An 18,303-nucleotide genomic window follows, 5' to 3' on the forward strand; every position below is an offset into this window, starting at 1 on the left:
TTGTCTGGTCTTGGCCAGGATATTCAACGAAAAACAATTTAGCTTTGTAAATAATGAACCAGACAGACTTGCGGGTAGGCAAGTTTCATAGCAATTAAAAAACAATAAAAACTAATGAAAATGACAAAGAAAGCAATAACCTTAAGTTTAGGTTTAGTAGTGATGGGTTCTGCCTCTTTTGCTCAAAACTTGAATGATGCAAAAAAAGCGATTGATGCTGAGCAGTATGCTAAGGCTACTTCTATGCTTAAATCACTGGTAAGTTCTCAGGCGGGTAAAGGGGAGAATTACTTTAATTTAGGTGATGTATATCTGCATAACGAATATGTAGATTCAGCCAAAGCGGTTTTTAACAAAGGAATAGCTGCTGATCCCAAATATGCGTTAAACTACGTTGGATTAGGACAGGCAGACCTTGCTTCTAATAACGCAGCATCTGCAAAAACAAATTTTGACAAAGCGATTTCGTTAGCTTCTAAAAAAGATCACACGCCGTATTTATACATCGGTAAAGCTTACCTGGCTCAGGAAAAACCTGATTTTGCTACTGCTTTAACTAACTTAACCAAAGCGGACGAAGTAGACGCAGCAGATAAAGATCCTGAGACATTTGTAGCTTTAGGTGATTTATATGCAGCTCAGAAAAAGAACTCTGAGGCTTTACAAAACTACATGCGCGCACTGAATATCAATGAAGGCTTGTTAAGAGCTAAAGTTCAGATCGGTAGAATGTATAAAGAATCAAGAGCATTTCCTGAATCTGAAACTCAATTGAAAGATGTAATCACTGCAGATCCTAATTATGGTCCTGCTTACCGTGAAATTGCTGAGTTATATATGCAATGGGCTAATTTTGAGCCTGCTCACTACGCAGAAAAATCTAAACAGGCTTTAGAGAACTATAAAAAATACATGGATTTAACGGACAAATCTTTTGATACAAGATTACGTTATGCACAGTTCTTGTTTTATGCAAAAGACTTTAAAGGTCTGGAGACTGAAACAGCTGATATCGCACGTTTATATCCAAACAATCAAAAAAGTTTAGTAATCAGCCGTCTTCAGGCTTATTCAGCAGCTGAAAATAAAAACCCTGAAAGCTTGAAGTTATTAACTGATTTCTTTGCTAAAAACCCTGATCAGTCTCGTTTAATCGCTGCCGATTATCTTTATTTAGGTAAAGCTCAGTTGAATGCAGGTCAGGACAGTTTAGCTTTGATCAGTATCAAACAAGCAGTTGTTAAAGATTCGACTTATGCTGATGCTTTCGAGGATGTAGGAAAAGCATTGTATACCGGTAAGAAATACGATCAGGCTGCAGCTGTTTATAAAGATGCAATCAAAGCAAACCCTAATGGTAAAGGTTCATTGACTAACTATTACTACCTGGCTTCTGCTGATTATTTTGATTATGCAACTAAAGACAGAGCGAAAAAGAACCCAAGTAAAAACATTCTGATTGAAGCGGATTCAGCTTTGGCACACCTGAATAAAGTTTCACCTGAGTTTACATTGGCTTATATCATGAGAGGTCGTGTAGCGGGTTATATGGATGATCAGGTTAACCCTAAAGGATTAAGAGCTCCTTTTTATGAGCAGTATATTGATCTGGTGACTGTTAAGAAACCTGAACTAGGTGCTTCAGAAGCTGAAAAGAAAAATCTGGTTGAAGCTTATACTAACTTAGGATTCTTTTATTCACCTACAGATAAAGCAAAAGCAACGGACATGTTCAATAAAGCATTAGCAATTGATCCAACAAATGCGAATGCATTGACCGGAATAAAACAATTGGCAGCTCCGGCAGCGAAAGCTCCTTCTAAAAAGAAATAGTTTTCGGCTATATAAAATAGGGAAAGCCCTTTTCGAACCTGATTGTGTTTGGAAAGGGCTTTTCTCATTAAAACGCAATTCACTTATACTTGTTTTTAGCAGGTTATCTGCCAGTTTTTAAAGCTGGTTTGTTTGTTTTCCCCTTTTTTCTTTTACTTTTGTAGCCTAATTAAGATTATATGGAAACCCAAAGTTTGCCTTCAGATTTCTTACCTATTATTTTTCAGATTATTGTTGCTTTAGGATTTGTGGTTGTAACATTATTTGCAACTCACTTTTTAGGTCCTGCACGTAAGACTAATGATAAGTTATCCACTTTTGAAGCAGGGATTAAGGTTGTAGGTAATGCGCGTCAGCCTTTCTCTATTAAGTATTTCCTGGTGGCCATCCTGTTTGTCCTGTTTGATGTGGAGGTTATCTTTATGTATCCATGGGCAGTGAATTTCAGAGAACTTGGCTGGCCAGGTCTGATCGAAATGTTTGTCTTTATGGGCACACTGTTATTAGGCTTTATTTACATTCTGAAGAAGAGAGCGCTGGATTGGAATTAGGCTATTTAGATCGGTTCTAAATCGAGATAGACTAGACCTATTTGCCTCTAAATATTGTAGATTTGTGGTTCATTCTGTATTAGAATGAGCCTTTTTTGTTTTATGATATGAGTGACATCAATATAGTAGACGCGCCTCCAGGCATTGAAGGATCTGGCTTTTTCGCTACTTCTTTAGACAAGGTTATTGGTTTAGCCCGTTCCCATTCATTATGGCCATTGCCATTTGCAACCTCATGCTGTGGAATTGAATTCATGGCTACCATGGGTTCGCATTACGATTTCGGTCGTTTTGGATCTGAACGTTTAAGTTTCTCTCCCCGTCAGGCTGATTTATTAATGGTTATGGGTACCATAGCCAAGAAAATGAGCCCTGTTTTAAAACAGGTGTATCTGCAGATGGCCGAACCCCGTTGGGTGATGGCTGTAGGTGCATGTGCATCAAGCGGTGGTATTTTTGATACTTATTCAGTTTTACAGGGTATCGATGAGATTATTCCTGTCGATGTTTATGTTCCTGGCTGTCCGCCAAGACCTGAAGCAATTTTAGATGGCTTTGGTAAAATCCAGGAATTAGTGAAAAATGAATCTGGCAGAAGAAGAAATTCTGATCAGTATAAACAAATGTTGGCTTCATACGGAATCGAATAATGGCAGAGGTTAATAATAGTAGTGTAATACAGCTGTTGGCTGACCGTTTCGGCGCTAAAGTAAGCGGTGTGAACGAACCATATGGTTTGCTTACTGTAGAGACCACAAAAGACGTTATTACGGATGTACTGAGGTTTCTTAAAGAAACTGAAGGTGCTGCTTTTTCTTTCCTTACTGATATCACAGCTGTCCATTACCCGGAGACTAATCATATCGCAGTAGTTTACCATTTGCATAATATGGTAAATAAGATAAGAATCAGGGTTAAAGTGTTCATTCATGAGCATACGCCTACTATTCCGACAGCCACAGTGCTTTGGAATGGGGCAAACTGGATGGAAAGAGAAACATATGACTTTTTCGGTGTAAAATTCGAAGGTCACCCGAATCTGAAAAGGATTCTGAACATGGATGAACTGAATGTGCATCCGATGTTAAAACAGTATCCTTTGGAAGATCCGAACAGAGTTGATAAAAAAGACGAATACTTTGGTAGATAAGAACATGAATCACAATCAACCGGTATATACAGACAACGATCCTCAGAGTGAACTGGTAACCTTAAACTTAGGACCTACTCACCCTGCAACACACGGCGTTTTTCAAAATGTACTCCAGTTAGACGGAGAGCGTATTGTCAGCGGAGTTTCTACCATTGGGTATATTCACCGCGCTTTTGAAAAGATTGCTGAGCACAGACCTTTTTATCAGATTACGCCACTGACAGACAGATTAAACTACTGTTCGTCACCTATTAACAATATGGGCTGGCATATGACGGTAGAAAAACTGCTGAACATAACAGTACCGAAACGTGTGGATTATCTACGGATAATTGTCATGGAACTGGCGCGTATTTCAGATCATATTATCTGTAATACCATTATTGCCCAGGATACAGGTGCAACAACCACATTTTTATATCTTTTCCAGTTCAGAGAGCATATCTATGAAATTTATGAAGAGATCTGTGGTGCACGTTTAACAACAAATATTGGCCGGATCGGTGGTTTTGAAAGAGATTTCAATGATATCGCCTTCACCAAAATCAATAAATTCCTGAAAGAATTCCCTGTTGCTTTAAGGGAGTTTGAAAGCCTGCTTAACCGTAACCGGATCTTTATTGACCGTACGGCTGGTGTGGCTTGCGTTACGCCGGAACAAGCACTGGATTACAGCTGGAGCGGGCCCTTATTGCGTGCTACCGGTGTAGACTATGATGTGCGTGTAAGTGAACCATATTGTTCTTATGATGAATTCGATTTCGAAGTTCCGGTAGGTACAAGTGGTGATATTTACGATCGTTACCTGGTTCGTAATGAAGAAATGTGGCAAAGTGTAAGTCTGATTGAACAGGCAATGGAAAAACTCAAAGGTGAGCCTGCGGGAGTTTTTCATGCTGATGTGCCAGATTTCTATCTGCCAGCTAAAGAGGAAGTGTATAACAATATGGAAGCACTGATCTACCATTTCAAAATTGTAATGGGAGAAATCGATGCCCCGAAAGCAGAAGTTTACCATGCTGTTGAAGGTGGAAATGGTGAGCTTGGATTTTATCTGATCAACGACGGTGGAAGAACACCTTACCGTCTGCATTTCAGAAGACCTAGTTTTATCAATTATTCCATGTATGCGAAGATGAGCGAAGGAATGTTATTATCTGATGCTATTATCAACATGAGTAGTATGAACATTATTGCCGGAGAATTAGATGCTTAAAGTAGAAGAACAACAACCTGTAGAATTTTCATCAGCTTTAATGGCAAAGTGTGATGAAATTTCAAGTAGATACCCTGAAGGAAAGCAGAAATCTGCCTTATTGCCTGTACTACACGAAGTTCAGGCTGAATTAGGTTGGTTAAGTGCAACTGCTATGGATAAAGTAGCAGCGTATCTGAAAATTGAGCCCATTGAAGTTTACGAAGTGGCCTCTTTTTACAGTATGTACTTCCTGGAGCCGAAGGGAAAATATGTGCTGGAAGTTTGCCGTACCGGACCTTGCTGTCTGGTAGGTGCTGAGAAACTGATGGAGCATATGGAAAAATCGCTTGGGGTAAAAGAGGGTGAAGTGACAGCTGATGGTTTATTTAGCTGGAGAGGTGTGGAATGCCTTGCGGCCTGTGGTTACGGCCCGGTTCTGCAGATAGGTCCTGAATACACTTTTTATGAGAACCTCGACAATCAGAAGTTAGACACATTGATAGAAGAATTACGCAAAAAATAATGGCCCGTAAACTCTTATTAGAACATATAAACGTACCAGGCATCAATACTCTTGATGTTTACCGCCAGAAAGGTGGTTATCGTGCTGTGGAGAAAGCTTTGAAAACCCTTACCCCTGATGAAGTGGTAGAAGAGGTGAAGAAGTCTGGTTTACGCGGACGTGGTGGTGCAGGTTTCCCTACAGGAATGAAGTGGAGCTTTCTGGCAAAACCGGAAGGTGTAGCGCGTTACCTGGTATGTAATGCTGATGAATCAGAGCCTGGGACCTTTAAGGACCGCTATCTGATGACTCACATTCCTCATGCCTTAATTGAGGGTATGATCGTATCCAGTTATGCATTAGGTGCCAAAACATCTTACATCTACGTGAGAGGTGAAATGATGCCTCAGATCAGAATTCTGGAAAAGGCAATCGCTGAAGCAAAGAATGCAGGATTTTTAGGGAAAAATATTTTAGGGTCAGGTTATGATCTGGAGTTATATGTTCAGCCTGGTGGCGGAGCTTATATCTGCGGTGAAGAAACGGCTCTTTTAGAGTCTCTGGAAGGCAAAAGGGGTAATCCAAGGATTAAACCTCCATTCCCGGCTATCGCTGGTCTGTATGGTTGCCCTACGGTAGTAAATAACGTAGAATCTATAGCTGCTGTTGTGCCTATCATTAATGATGGCGGTGATGAATATATGAAAATCGGTATCGGAAGAAGTACCGGAACGAAATTAATTTCTGCTTCAGGTAACCTGGTCAAACCAGGTGTATATGAGATAGAATTAGGACTTCCAGTAGAAGAATTTATCTATTCTGATGAGTATTGCGGTGGTATTGCCAATGGAAAACGTTTAAAGGCTACTGTAGCCGGAGGTTCTTCTGTACCAGTATTACCAGCTAACCTGACGCTTAAATTAGCAAATGGTGAACCTCGTTTAATGAGTTATGAATCTCTTTCTGAAGGTGGTTTCGCTACGGGTACAATGCTTGGATCAGGTGGTTTTATCGCTTTTGATGAAGATCAGTGTATCGTGAGAAACACCTGGAATTTCAGCCGTTTTTATCACCATGAGAGCTGTGGCCAGTGTTCTCCTTGCCGTGAAGGTACAGGATGGATGGAGAAAGTCTTACACAGACTGGAACATGGTCATGGAAAGATGAGTGATATTGATCTGCTGGTTGATGTATCCAAAAAGATTGAAGGAAATACCATTTGTCCTTTAGGGGATGCTGCAGCATGGCCTGTAGCCAGTGCAATCAGGCATTTCAGAGATGAATTTGAGTGGCATGTCAGAGAGCCTTTGAAGAGTCTTCAGACCAATTATGGTATCGCTGGTTATGCGGAACCGATTGCTAAAGCAGAAGTGAAACAGGAAAATTAACGATCTGACCTGTGTTTCTCCGGAAATGCAGCGATGATGAAAGAATATCTTTAACAATGAGTGAAAAAGTTAAGGTAACCATAGACGGAATAACCGTTGAAGTAGCGCCCGGTACAACGATTCTGAATGCTGCAAGGCAAATCGGAGGGGACATTGTACCTCCTGCAATGTGCTATTATTCTAAATTAGAAGGTAGCGGAGGTAAATGCCGTACTTGTATCGTAAAAGTAAGCAAAGGGTCAGAAAAAGATCCCAGACCAATGCCTAAACTGGTTGCTTCCTGCCGTACCACAGTAATGGACGGAATGGAAGTGCAGAATATTACTTCTCCGGAGGTAATTGAAGCCAGAAGTGGTGTGGTAGAAATGTTGCTGATTAACCACCCGCTGGATTGTCCGGTATGTGATCAGGCAGGTGAATGCGATCTGCAGAATCTGGGTTATGAGCACGGTTTACAAAAAACACGTTATGAATTTGAACGCCGTACTTTCGAACGTATAGATATAGGTGACAAGATCCAGTTACATATGAACCGTTGCATTTTATGCTACCGTTGCGTATTTACTGCTGATCAGATTACCAATAAACGGGTTCATGGAATCTTAAACAGAGGTGATCACTCTGAAATTTCAACTTATATTCAGACTGCTGTGGATAACGATTTCTCTGGAAATGTGATCGATGTATGTCCGGTTGGAGCTTTGACTGATAAAACTTTCCGTTTTAAAAACAGGGTTTGGTTTACCAAACCGGTTGATGCCCATAGGGATTGCCCAACCTGTAGTGGTAAGGTTACTTTATGGTATAAAGGAGAAGATGTTTTAAGGGTAACTGCCCGTAAGGATATCTATGGTGAAGTAGAGGAATTTATCTGTAATACCTGTCGTTTTGATAAAAAGAAAACAGCAGACTGGACCATTGAGCATCCTACGCACATCAGTGATACTTCTGTAATCTCTTCTAATCATTATGAAACAATGATACCTTTACCTGTCATTCAGGAAGATCTTCGCTTGCAGGAAGCTAATAAAGTTGAACTGGAAAAAACCGCTAAATTCTAATGGATATCACATTCGTCATAGAAAAATTTATACTAGTCGCTATCATTTTTGGTATAAGTTTAGTTATCGCTATGTATTCTACATATGCGGAAAGAAAAGTTGCCGCTTTTTTACAGGACAGGCTTGGACCGGATCGTGCAGGTCCCTTCGGAATTCTGCAGCCATTGGCTGACGGACTGAAAATGTTCATGAAAGAAGAAATTATCCCGACCCATTCTAGTAAGTGGTTGTTTATGGTAGGGCCTGGTCTGGCGATGCTGACTGCCTGTATCGGTACAGCGGTTATTCCCTGGGGAAGCCCGATTACTATAGGTGGAAAAATCATCCCTTTACAGGTTACTGATATTAACGTAGGTGTTCTGTATATTTTTGGTGTAGTTTCCCTGAGTGTATACGGTGTAATGATCGGAGGATGGGCATCGAATAATAAATATTCCCTTTTAAGTGCCATTCGTGCAGCTTCGCAGAATATCAGTTATGAGGTTGCGATGGGACTTTCTATTATCGCCTTATTATTGGTGACTAATACGATGAGTCTTAAAGAAATTGTAGAAATGCAGCATGGTTGGCACTGGAATGTGCTCTATCAGCCATTGGGATTCCTGTTGTTTATCATTTGTGCTTTTGCAGAGACTAACAGGGCACCTTTCGATTTACCGGAATGTGAGACTGAGCTGATCGGCGGGTACCATACGGAGTATTCTTCTATGAAATTAGGATTTTACCTGTTTGCTGAGTATATCAATATGTTTGTGTCTTCAGCAGTTATGGCAACATTATACTTCGGAGGATATAATTATCCGGGTATGGACTGGGTACTTCAGATTACGGGACCAACTATTGCACCATTGATCGGTACAGCAGTATTGTTTTTGAAAATATTCACATTCATATTTTTCTTTATGTGGGTAAGATGGACGATCCCGCGTTTCCGTTATGATCAGCTGATGCATTTAGGCTGGAAAGTCCTGATTCCACTGGCCATAGCGAATGTCATCATCACAGGTATTGTGATTGCAATTGTAGAAAAGTTTTAACTATCCGCCCTGCGGAATATAAAAGGAGGTTTAATGGAACCATTAACCAGTAAAAAGAAAGTATTAATACAAAAGCCACTTAACTTTGCGGAGCGGATGTATCTGCCGGCAATAGGAAAAGGACTGAAGATTACTATAAGCCACTTTTTCAAGAAAGAGGCAACAATCAGATATCCTGAAGTTCAGCGCGAGATGTCTATCAACTGGAGGGGGATGCATTCCCTGAAAAGAGATGAAGATGGTAAAGAACGTTGTACTGCCTGTGGCTTATGTGCATTATCGTGTCCGGCCGAAGCGATCACGATGATTGCAGCAGAACGTAAACCGGAAGAAAAGGATCTGTACAGGGAAGAGAAATATGCTGCTGTATATGAAATCAATATGTTGCGCTGTATTTTCTGTGGTTTATGTGAAGAAGCTTGTCCGAAAGAGGCGATTTACCTTGACGGACCAATTGTTCCTTCAGACTATCTGCGTAAGGATTTTATCTACGGTAAGGATAAACTGGTAGAACAGCCTTTAGAAAAGAAATAATGAAATTGAAGCATTAATTGCTTCTTGATATAAACAGTTTATACATTTGCCGTTTACCCGGCTTTAAAACAAAAATAATAAATGGGTACATCAGTATTCTATTTGGTCGCTTTTTTAAGTATTTTCTTTTCACTGATGGTGATTTTCGCGAAGAACCCGGTGCATAGTGTACTTTATCTGATCGTAACATTCTTTACGTTCACTGTCCATTACATTTTGCTTAACGCTCAGTTCCTCGCGGTGGTAAACTTTATAGTTTATATGGGGGCAATCATGGTTCTATTCCTGTTTGTGCTGATGCTGCTCAATCTCAATAAAGAGAATGAACCTTTAAAATCAGGTTTACTGAAAGTAGTAGGCGTTGTTGCCGGATGTTGTCTGGTAGTAACACTGATCGGCTCTCTGAAAGCTACTGCTGTCTCTGATCCACTGGTATTACAGAATCCAAACCTGGGCCTGGTAAAAAACCTGGGTAAAGAATTATTCGGTCCGTTTATGCTGCCTTTCGAATTGTCTTCAATTTTATTGCTGACAGCTATGGTGGGTGCCGTATTATTAACTAAAAAAGAAAAAGTATAATGGGAACTATGACTCAAACCTTACAGGGTGTACCGCTTAATCATTATATCTGGTTAAGTGCTATTATTTTTACTATTGGCGTAATCGGTGTACTTACCCGCAGAAATGCTATCGTAATTTTCATGTCGGTAGAGTTGATGCTGAATGCGGTTAATTTATTACTTACTGCTTTCTCTGTACATAGCAATGATCCTTCGGGGCAGGTATTTGTATTTTTCATCATGGCTCTGGCAGCAGCCGAAGTAGCAGTTGGCTTAAGTATTATTGTAATGGTTTACAGAAATACGCAGTCAACAGATATTAATGTATTGAATCGCCTTAAGTGGTAATTATTAAGAATAAATTATAAAATGATAAATTTAGTTTGGCTGGTTCCGTTAATTCCTCTTTTAGGCTTCATCATCAACGGTCTTGGGAGAAATACATTATCCAAAAACCTGATAGGTTTTATTGGGAGTAGCGTGATATTGATCTCTTTCGTGATTAGTATAGGCATATTTTTAGCCTTAGGCAATGATACTGTAAAATCACATGAGATCTTTCTGTTTGACTGGATCAGTGCAGGGTCATTAAAAATTCCTTTATCCTTCCTGGTAGATCCGCTGAGTTCAATTATGTTATTAATCATTACGGGTATCGGATTCCTGATCCACGTTTACTCTATTGGTTATATGCACGATGATGAAGGATTCGGAAAGTTCTTCAGTTACCTGAACCTGTTTATCTTTTTCATGTTATTACTGGTTTTAGGTTCAAACTATATTGTCATGTTTATCGGATGGGAGGGCGTTGGTTTATGCTCTTACCTGCTGATCGGCTTCTGGTATACCAATAGCAGTTATGCTACTGCTGCAAAGAAGGCCTTTGTGATGAACCGTATTGGTGATCTTGGCTTCCTGATAGCTGTTTTCCTGATCTTTACTACTTTTGGTAGCGTAGAGTTTTCTAAAATATTCCCTCAGGCTGCTAATCTGCTTCCAGGGGATTCTACGATTGCGTTAATCGCTTTATTATTATTTGTAGGTGCCTGCGGTAAATCTGCACAGATTCCATTGTTTACCTGGTTACCCGATGCAATGGCTGGTCCGACACCGGTTTCTGCATTGATACATGCTGCAACCATGGTAACAGCTGGTATTTATATGATCGCACGTTCAAACGTATTGTTTGATCTGGCGCCGGTTGTACAACACCTGATCGCGATTGTCGGTCTGGCAACAGCAGTTCTGGGTGCATTGATTGCCCTGACACAAACGGATATTAAAAAGGTACTGGCTTATTCGACTGTATCTCAATTGGGATATATGTTCCTGGGCTTAGGTGTAGGTGCCTATAACGGATCGTTCTTCCACGTGATTACGCATGCTTTCTTCAAAGCATTGTTGTTCTTATGTGCAGGATCAGTAATTCATGCGATGCACCATGAGCAGGATATGAGACATATGGGTGGTTTACGTAAAAAACTGCCGGTTACCTTCCTGACTATGCTGATTGGTACAATAGCTATTTCGGGTTTACCTCCATTCTCTGGTTTCTTCTCTAAAGATGAGATTCTGTCTCATGTTTATGAATACAATAAAGTAATGTGGGCAATCGGGGTATTTACCGCCTTTTTAACCGCCTTCTATATGTTCAGAATGTTGTTCCTTACTTTCTTTGGTAAATACAGGGGAACACATCATACTGAAGAAAAAATACATGAGTCTCCAAAAAGTATGACTATCCCATTAATTGTACTGGCCGTGCTTTCAGCTATAGGTGGTGCAATTGGTATCCCGGAATCACTGGGAGGAAATCATTGGTTGTCACACTGGCTGGCTCCGGTTATCCAGCATCACGGGGAAGCCCCTGATCATGCTACGGAATATATCCTGATGGCTGTTTCAGTAGTCGGCGTATTAATCTCTATCGCATTTGCGTATAACAAATATGTGAAACAGAATCATATTCCGGTAGCAGATGAAGGCGAGCGTTCAGCATTGGCTAAACTATCTTATCATAAGTTCTATATCGATGAGATTTATGATACTATTATCAGAAAACCTCTGGATGCTATTTCAGTATTCTTTTACAAGGTATTTGATAAAAAGATTATCGATGGTATTGTCAACGGTTTAGGCTGGGGCACATCGGAAACAAGTAAAGGTGTCAGATTACTGCAATCGGGTAATGTTGGTTTCTATATTTTTATGATGGTGGCCGGAATCATCTCGTTGTTATTGTATACTTATTTATCTCTATAAAAGATCGTCCAAAAAAAGATAATGGAACAACTTTTAATACTTCTTATATTTCTGCCAGTAGTTGGTGCTCTGGTTACAGCATTTAGCGGCAATGCCGCAAAAAATGTGGCTCTTGCTTTTGCGGTGGCTTCACTAGCTTTAACTGCTGTTCTGGCCGGCCAGTTTATCCCGGACGCTAGTACGCAATTTGCCGTTAATCTACCCTGGATACAGGATCTCGGGATCAGTTTTCATGCGGGAATTGACGGGATCAGTCTGATTACGGTATTATTGACCAATGTTCTGGTCCCTATAATTATTCTGGCCAGTTATCAGCATAATTATAAATCGCCAGCTGGATTCTTCGCTTTAATTTTGTTTATGCAGGCTGGTTTACTGGTTGTATTTACAGCGATGGACGCTTTCTTATTTTATATTGGCTGGGAAGCTGCTTTAATTCCGATCTACTTTATCTGCGCGATCTGGGGAGGTAAAGACCGTATTAAGGTAAACATGAAATTCTTTGTTTATACTATTGCTGGTTCATTATTTATGCTTTTGGGTATCATTTACCTTTACCTGCAGAACCCGGCGCATAACTTTGATATACAAGCTTTTTATCAGCTTCACCTGGATCCTGTTCAGCAGGGCTGGATATTCTGGTCATTCTTTATTGCTTTTGCTATCAAGATGCCAATTTTTCCTTTCCATACCTGGCAGCCGGATACTTATACTGAAGCGCCAGCAGCAGGTACGATGTTACTTTCTGGGATTATGCTTAAAATGGGTATCTACGGGGTGATCAGATGGTTATTGCCGATAGTACCAGCAGGAGTACAGAACTGGGGTAATACAGCGATTGTGCTGTCTATCATCGGTATCGTGTATGCTTCATTAATCGCCTTTAAACAAAAAGATGCCAAAAGACTGGTTGCTTATTCTTCCATTGCTCACGTAGGACTGATTTCTGCGGGTATCTTTGCTTTAAATATACAGGGTTTACAGGGAGCGATGATTCAAATGCTGAGTCACGGTATCAATGTGATCGGTTTATTCTTTGTGCTGGATATTATCTTTTCAAGAGTTAAGACCAATACAATTGCAGAATTAGGTGGTGTCGCTAAATCGGCGCCTAAACTGGCTATTGCATTTTTAATTATAGTATTAGGAACAGTAGCTTTACCAGGCACAAACGGATTTGTAGGAGAGTTTATGTTACTGATCGGTATTTATCAGTATAATATCTGGGCAGTCGTATTTGCCGGTCTTACGGTTATCTTTGGTGCGGTATATATGTTCCGTATGTATCAGAACATTATGTTGGGTAAAACCAATGAACTTACTGTTGGATTCGCAGATATTAAAGGATCAGAACAGGTTGTGCTATTTATAATTTGCGCGTTGATCATCGTACTTGGAGTTTATCCTAAACCAATTCTGCATTTATCAGAAGCTTCGGTACAACAATTATTAGAACAGGTAAATCAAAAATTAACATCGGTAAAATAAGGAAATGAATATCATTATAACAATTGTTGTTACAGCTTTAGCGGTGCTTTATGCAGGTTTATTCAAGGCTAAAAAGGCCTTGTTACCATTAACTCTATTGGGGCTTCTCATCTCTCTGACTTTTGCGGTGACTTCCTGGAATTCAGATACTGTATATTATGGAATGATGCAGATGGATAACTTTGCATTAGCTTTTTCATCTCTTACGATCTTAGGAACTATTTTCATCTTTTTACTGACACAGAATTATTTTTCTAAAAACGGTGAAAATATAGCTGAATACTACACACTGATTTTATTTGCCCTTTCGGGTATTATCATCATGGTTTCTTATACCAATATGTCGATGCTATTTATTGGGATAGAAATTATGTCAGTAGCGCTTTATATCCTTGCAGGTATCAGAAAGAACAATTTTGCTTCGAATGAGGCCTCTTTAAAATATTTCCTGATGGGTGCTTTTTCCACAGGCTTTCTTTTATTCGGGATTACTTTAGTTTATGGTGCTACAGGTTCATTCAGCCTGCATGCGATCAATCAGTATCTGATCGGAAACTATCAGGCAGTATCCCCGCTGTTTTATCCGGGAGTTATTCTGATCATGGTGGGTTTATGTTTTAAAATTGGTGCTGCACCATTCCACTTCTGGACTCCCGATGTTTATGAAGGAGCACCTTCTTTAATTACAGCATTTATGTCAACGGTAGTTAAAACTGCTGGTTTTGCGGCTTTCCTGCGTCTTTTCGCAGGTACTTTCGCTCCATTGCATGATTTCTGGATGCCACCATTGATGGCTATTGTATGTATCACCCTGTTTATTGGTAACGTAACTGCACTTTTCCAGAAGAACTTCAAAAGAATGCTTGCCTATTCAAGTATTTCACATGCGGGTTATCTGTTGTTCTCTTTAATTACTTTAACAGCTTCTTCAGCGAACAATGTAATGGTATATGCAGCGGCTTATACTTTTGCCAGCATTATTGCTTTTGCGGTGTTAATTCTGGTGAAACAGAAAACCGGACATGATAACTTTGAAAGTTTCAACGGATTAGGAAAACGTAATCCTTTAGTTGCACTGGCTCTGACTATTGCTATGTTATCTCTTGCCGGAATTCCATTGACGGCAGGTTTCATAGGGAAGTATCTTATGTTTTTAAATGTGATGCATGACTACCAGATTTACCTGGTGGCATTTGCTATTTTAAATGCATTGGTAGGGTTTTACTATTACTTAAGAGTAATAGTGGCCATGTACTTTAAAGAAGGGGCAGAGATTGCTTTAGAAACTCCGGTTCAATACAAAGTTGTTCTAATTTTATCGGTAATAATCACAGTGTTCTTAGGAGTTTATCCAACAGTAATTTTAAATCTCATATAGGCATTTCTCAGGAAATTATTTGTAATTTTACGAATACTTGAACTATGCACGATTTCTGGACCTCCGTACATCACTTTATTGATCCTGAGAAATTACTTAAAGAGGGTGGCTTTTATGTCCTGATATTCGTAATTTTTGCTGAGACAGGATTGTTTTTTGGATTTTTTCTGCCGGGAGATTATTTACTGTTTCTTGCCGGTATGTTTGTGGCGACGGGTAAACTGGACGTGAACATCTATGTGCTGATCTTTGGCCTTATTGCTGCTGCTGTTTCCGGTAATTTTACCGGTTATTGGTTTGGAAGAAAAACAGGGCCGGTTTTATATGATCGGAAAGACTCCATTTTCTTTAAAAAGCGCTATCTTAAAGCAGCAGAGATCTATTACAATAAACAAGGTGCTTTTGCTTTAATCATGGGTAGGTTTGTGCCAATTGTCAGGACGTTTGCGCCGATTTTTGCTGGCGTTGTCAGGCTTGATTTCAAGAAATTCGCACTATATAATATTTGTGGTGCATTTTTATGGATAACATCTTTAACTTTGCTGGGCTACTTTCTTGGCAAGAAATTTGAAAAGGAAGTCAGCGATTACCTGCTTTATATTATTGTAGGTTTTATGGTTATTACAACTATCCCTCTGGTAGTAACTTTTTTAAAAAAGAGGGGACATACAAACGAAGAGAATAAATAACAAGAATAAAAAAAATGCAAATAGACACAAAACATCCCTGGCACAGTGTTTCTCCAGGTGCTAATTTACCAGAATCGGTAAATGCTATTATAGAAATTCCTAAAGGATCAAAAGCTAAATACGAAATAGATAAAGACTCTCATTTAATCAAATTAGATCGTGTACTTTTCTCTTCTGTAATGTATCCGGCAAATTACGGTTTCATTCCACAGACTTACTGTGATGATAATGACCCCCTGGATATACTGGTTTTATGTTCTGTTGATGTTTATCCTTTATCTATTGTTGAGGCAAAGGTTATTGGTGTGATGCACATGGTGGATAACGGAGAGCAGGATGATAAAATTATTGCTGTTGCAAAAAATGATATGTCAGTAAATTATATTAACGACATCTCTGAATTGCCTCCGCACCAGATGAAAGAAATCGTAAGATTCTTCCAGGATTATAAAGCATTAGAAGGAAAGAACGTAACTATCGAAAAACTGATGGGCGTAACTTATGCTTATAAAGTAATTGAAGAAAGTATAGAACTTTATAATAGTACATTTAGAAACAACTCTTAATGGGCTTTCAAATATTCTTAACCTTTTTCTTAGTCGTCTTAAACGGCTTTTTCGTTGCAGCTGAGTTTGCAATCGTTAAAGTCAGAGCGTCGCAAATAGAAATTAAGGCTAAATCTGGTAATAGAGTAGCTAATATTGCTAAACATATTACACAACATCTTGATGGATACCTGGCTGCCACGCAGCTGGGTATTACATTAGCATCACTGGGATTAGGCTGGGTTGGAGAATCAGTAATGGAACATCTGTTACACAATTTGTTAACCTCGTTAAACCAGTCCCCGGAATTTATTGATTCCTTCTCCAAAACAGCTTCCCCGATTATCGCATTCAGTTTTATTACCGTTATGCATATTGTATTCGGAGAGCTTGCACCAAAATCCATTGCGATTCAGCGCCCCGTAGCTACAACACTTTTTATCTCTGTTCCGTTACAGATTTTTTATGTTGTATTCAGACCATTCATCTGGTTACTGAATAGTTTTGCTTCTTTTATATTAAAAGGTTTTGGGATCTCGACAGCAGGTGCGCATGAAGCTGTACACAGTACCGAAGAGTTATATTACCTGTTAGACCAGGGAAAAGAGAGTGGTGCCTTAGATACTAACGAGCACGAACTTATCCGCAACGTTTTTGATTTCAATGAACGTGTGGTGAAAAATATTATGGTACCCAGAACCAAGATTTCTGGTATTGAGCTTTCTACACCTAAAGAAGAGGTTATTCAGCTGATCATCGCTGAAGGTTATTCAAGAATGCCTGTATATGATGATATTATTGATAAGATCATAGGTATTATCCATGCTAAGGACGTTTTGCCTTTACTGGCAGGCAACAAACAATGGTCTCTGAAAGATATTATCAGAAAGCCTTATTTTGTTCCTGAGACTAAAAAAATTAATGATCTGCTGAGTGAATTGCAGCAGAAAAGGATCCAGATCGCAATTGTCATCGATGAATTCGGGGGAACTGCCGGTATGGTGACTCTTGAAGATATTGTGGAAGAGATTGTTGGTGAAATTCAGGATGAATATGATGAAGAGAAGCCTACAGTAGAGAAGATATCCGATACTGAGTTCGTGATCAATGCCTACGCAACGGTCTATGATGTGAACGAACACCTTCCGCATGACCTGCCTGAAGATCTTGACTTTGATACTGTCGGAGGTTTGGTTTCCCATGCTTTTGGGAAAATTCCTGATGTGGGCGATAGTGAAGAATGTTATGGCTATCTGTTTACTATCCTGAAAAAGACAGAGCAAAATATTGAGACCATCAAACTCGAATTGGTGATCTCTAAAAATGATATGCTAGATAACCATTAAGATTCTGTAAGATGCATGTTTTTTATACCCCTGATATCACTTCTGACACCTATAGTCTGAATGAAGAAGAAAGCCGTCATTGTATGAAGGTTCTCCGTCTGGTGATCGGTGATATCGTCCATCTGATCGATGGTCAAGGTGGTTTGTATGAAGCAGAAATTATAGCGGAATCTAAACGGAATGTCACCCTGAGGGTACTCAAAACTACCAGGGAATATCAAAAAAGAAATCACGGGTTACACATTGCTGTGGCGCCCACTAAAAATATAGACAGGCTGGAATGGTTCCTGGAGAAGGCAACAGAAATAGGAATTGATACCATTACCCCGCTGATCTGTGAACGTTCCGAGCGCAAGATCGTGAAAGAAGAACGTCTTAATAAAGTAATTACTTCGGCAGTAAAACAATCTCTGCAAGCCTATCACCCGGTGTTAAATGAGGCGGTAAGTTTTAAAGAACTGATCAGCAGGGAGACGGCAACCTATAAAATGATTGCGCATTGCGTTGATGGTGAGCCCCGTGGGTTTATCAGCCAGGTTTCTCAGCCGGGACAGAGTTATCTGATTCTGATCGGGCCCGAGGGTGATTTTACACCAAATGAAATCCAGCTGGCTTTGCAAAATGACTTTAAACCATTAACTTTAGGTAATACACGTCTCAGGACAGAAACAGCTGCTCTTGCGGCATGTTTTGAGGTGAATTATTTAAACCGATGAAACCATCATAAGCATACCGCTTACAAACAGTAATGAATATGCTTATGATAGCTTCATCACCG

Annotated in this window: 19 protein-coding genes; all 19 read left to right on the top strand. The window is 39.7% G+C overall.

The genetic code is table 11. From position 1 onward, the window contains the following. Nucleotides 1-120 precede the first annotated feature (120 nt). The 19 genes from HDF25_RS21920 (at nucleotide 121) to HDF25_RS22010 (ending at nucleotide 18,241) form a co-directional block, all read left to right on the top strand. Entirely contained in the window at nucleotides 121-1,833 is a 1,713-nt protein-coding gene (locus HDF25_RS21920) for a tetratricopeptide repeat protein (RefSeq protein ID WP_260409438.1), read from the top strand. Between the two features lie 179 nt (nucleotides 1,834-2,012). After that, nucleotides 2,013-2,384 (top strand): NADH-quinone oxidoreductase subunit A, encoded by a 372-nt coding sequence (locus tag HDF25_RS21925; protein ID WP_184628542.1) that lies wholly within the window; start codon nucleotides 2,013-2,015, stop codon nucleotides 2,382-2,384. A gap of 107 nt (nucleotides 2,385-2,491) precedes the next feature. Next, the gene (locus HDF25_RS21930; RefSeq protein ID WP_041883911.1) at nucleotides 2,492-3,034 is read left to right on the top strand and encodes an NADH-quinone oxidoreductase subunit B; all 543 of its coding nucleotides are present in this window, start codon (nucleotides 2,492-2,494) and stop codon (nucleotides 3,032-3,034) included. Continuing rightward, nucleotides 3,034-3,534 carry an NADH-quinone oxidoreductase subunit C gene (locus tag HDF25_RS21935; RefSeq protein ID WP_184628543.1) on the top strand — a complete coding sequence of 167 codons (501 nt, stop codon included), beginning with the start codon at nucleotides 3,034-3,036 and terminating at the stop codon, nucleotides 3,532-3,534. The genes HDF25_RS21930 and HDF25_RS21935 overlap by 1 nt, the downstream gene beginning before the upstream one ends. A gap of 4 nt (nucleotides 3,535-3,538) precedes the next feature. Further along, on the top strand, nucleotides 3,539-4,753 hold the full coding sequence (locus tag HDF25_RS21940; protein WP_184628544.1) for an NADH-quinone oxidoreductase subunit D: 1,215 nt from the start codon (nucleotides 3,539-3,541) through the stop codon (nucleotides 4,751-4,753). Beyond that, nucleotides 4,746-5,258 carry a complex I 24 kDa subunit family protein gene (gene nuoE / locus HDF25_RS21945; RefSeq protein ID WP_184628545.1) on the top strand — a complete coding sequence of 171 codons (513 nt, stop codon included), beginning with the start codon at nucleotides 4,746-4,748 and terminating at the stop codon, nucleotides 5,256-5,258. The genes HDF25_RS21940 and nuoE overlap by 8 nt, the downstream gene beginning before the upstream one ends. Beyond that, entirely contained in the window at nucleotides 5,258-6,625 is a 1,368-nt protein-coding gene (gene nuoF, locus HDF25_RS21950) for an NADH-quinone oxidoreductase subunit NuoF (protein ID WP_184628546.1), read from the top strand. The genes nuoE and nuoF overlap by 1 nt, the downstream gene beginning before the upstream one ends. A gap of 56 nt (nucleotides 6,626-6,681) precedes the next feature. Then, nucleotides 6,682-7,686, top strand: a complete 1,005-nt coding sequence (locus tag HDF25_RS21955; protein WP_184628547.1) for a 2Fe-2S iron-sulfur cluster-binding protein — start codon at nucleotides 6,682-6,684, stop codon at nucleotides 7,684-7,686. After that, nucleotides 7,686-8,723, top strand: a complete 1,038-nt coding sequence (gene nuoH, locus HDF25_RS21960; RefSeq protein ID WP_184628548.1) for an NADH-quinone oxidoreductase subunit NuoH — start codon at nucleotides 7,686-7,688, stop codon at nucleotides 8,721-8,723. The genes HDF25_RS21955 and nuoH overlap by 1 nt, the downstream gene beginning before the upstream one ends. Nucleotides 8,724-8,756: 33 nt before the next feature. Beyond that, nucleotides 8,757-9,257 carry a NuoI/complex I 23 kDa subunit family protein gene (locus tag HDF25_RS21965; RefSeq protein ID WP_184628549.1) on the top strand — a complete coding sequence of 167 codons (501 nt, stop codon included), beginning with the start codon at nucleotides 8,757-8,759 and terminating at the stop codon, nucleotides 9,255-9,257. Nucleotides 9,258-9,338: 81 nt separating this feature from the next. Next, a complete protein-coding gene (locus HDF25_RS21970) occupies nucleotides 9,339-9,836 on the top strand; it encodes an NADH-quinone oxidoreductase subunit J (protein ID WP_184628550.1) in 498 nt (165 codons plus the stop codon). Next, on the top strand, nucleotides 9,836-10,165 hold the full coding sequence (nuoK, locus tag HDF25_RS21975; protein WP_184628551.1) for an NADH-quinone oxidoreductase subunit NuoK: 330 nt from the start codon (nucleotides 9,836-9,838) through the stop codon (nucleotides 10,163-10,165). The genes HDF25_RS21970 and nuoK overlap by 1 nt, the downstream gene beginning before the upstream one ends. A gap of 21 nt (nucleotides 10,166-10,186) precedes the next feature. Next, the gene (nuoL, locus tag HDF25_RS21980; protein ID WP_184628552.1) at nucleotides 10,187-12,079 is read left to right on the top strand and encodes an NADH-quinone oxidoreductase subunit L; all 1,893 of its coding nucleotides are present in this window, start codon (nucleotides 10,187-10,189) and stop codon (nucleotides 12,077-12,079) included. A 21-nt stretch (nucleotides 12,080-12,100) separates the two neighbouring features. Beyond that, complete coding sequence (locus HDF25_RS21985; RefSeq protein ID WP_184628553.1) at nucleotides 12,101-13,567, top strand: NuoM family protein; 1,467 nt, start codon at nucleotides 12,101-12,103, stop codon at nucleotides 13,565-13,567. A gap of 4 nt (nucleotides 13,568-13,571) precedes the next feature. After that, a complete protein-coding gene (locus HDF25_RS21990; RefSeq protein ID WP_184628554.1) occupies nucleotides 13,572-14,945 on the top strand; it encodes an NADH-quinone oxidoreductase subunit N in 1,374 nt (457 codons plus the stop codon). A gap of 44 nt (nucleotides 14,946-14,989) precedes the next feature. Then, on the top strand, nucleotides 14,990-15,634 hold the full coding sequence (locus tag HDF25_RS21995) for a DedA family protein (protein ID WP_184628555.1): 645 nt from the start codon (nucleotides 14,990-14,992) through the stop codon (nucleotides 15,632-15,634). Between the two features lie 14 nt (nucleotides 15,635-15,648). Next, nucleotides 15,649-16,200, top strand: coding sequence for an inorganic diphosphatase (locus tag HDF25_RS22000; protein WP_184628556.1), 552 nt, complete (start codon nucleotides 15,649-15,651; stop codon nucleotides 16,198-16,200). Further along, the gene (locus tag HDF25_RS22005) at nucleotides 16,200-17,525 is read left to right on the top strand and encodes a hemolysin family protein (RefSeq protein WP_184628557.1); all 1,326 of its coding nucleotides are present in this window, start codon (nucleotides 16,200-16,202) and stop codon (nucleotides 17,523-17,525) included. Before HDF25_RS22000 ends, HDF25_RS22005 begins: the two co-directional genes overlap by 1 nt. A gap of 11 nt (nucleotides 17,526-17,536) precedes the next feature. Continuing rightward, the gene (locus tag HDF25_RS22010; protein ID WP_184628558.1) at nucleotides 17,537-18,241 is read left to right on the top strand and encodes a 16S rRNA (uracil(1498)-N(3))-methyltransferase; all 705 of its coding nucleotides are present in this window, start codon (nucleotides 17,537-17,539) and stop codon (nucleotides 18,239-18,241) included. Nucleotides 18,242-18,303: the final 62 nt, after the last annotated feature.

Origin of the sequence: Pedobacter cryoconitis (assembly GCF_014207135.1) — a bacterium.
Lineage (GTDB): Bacteria > Bacteroidota > Bacteroidia > Sphingobacteriales > Sphingobacteriaceae > Pedobacter > Pedobacter cryoconitis_D.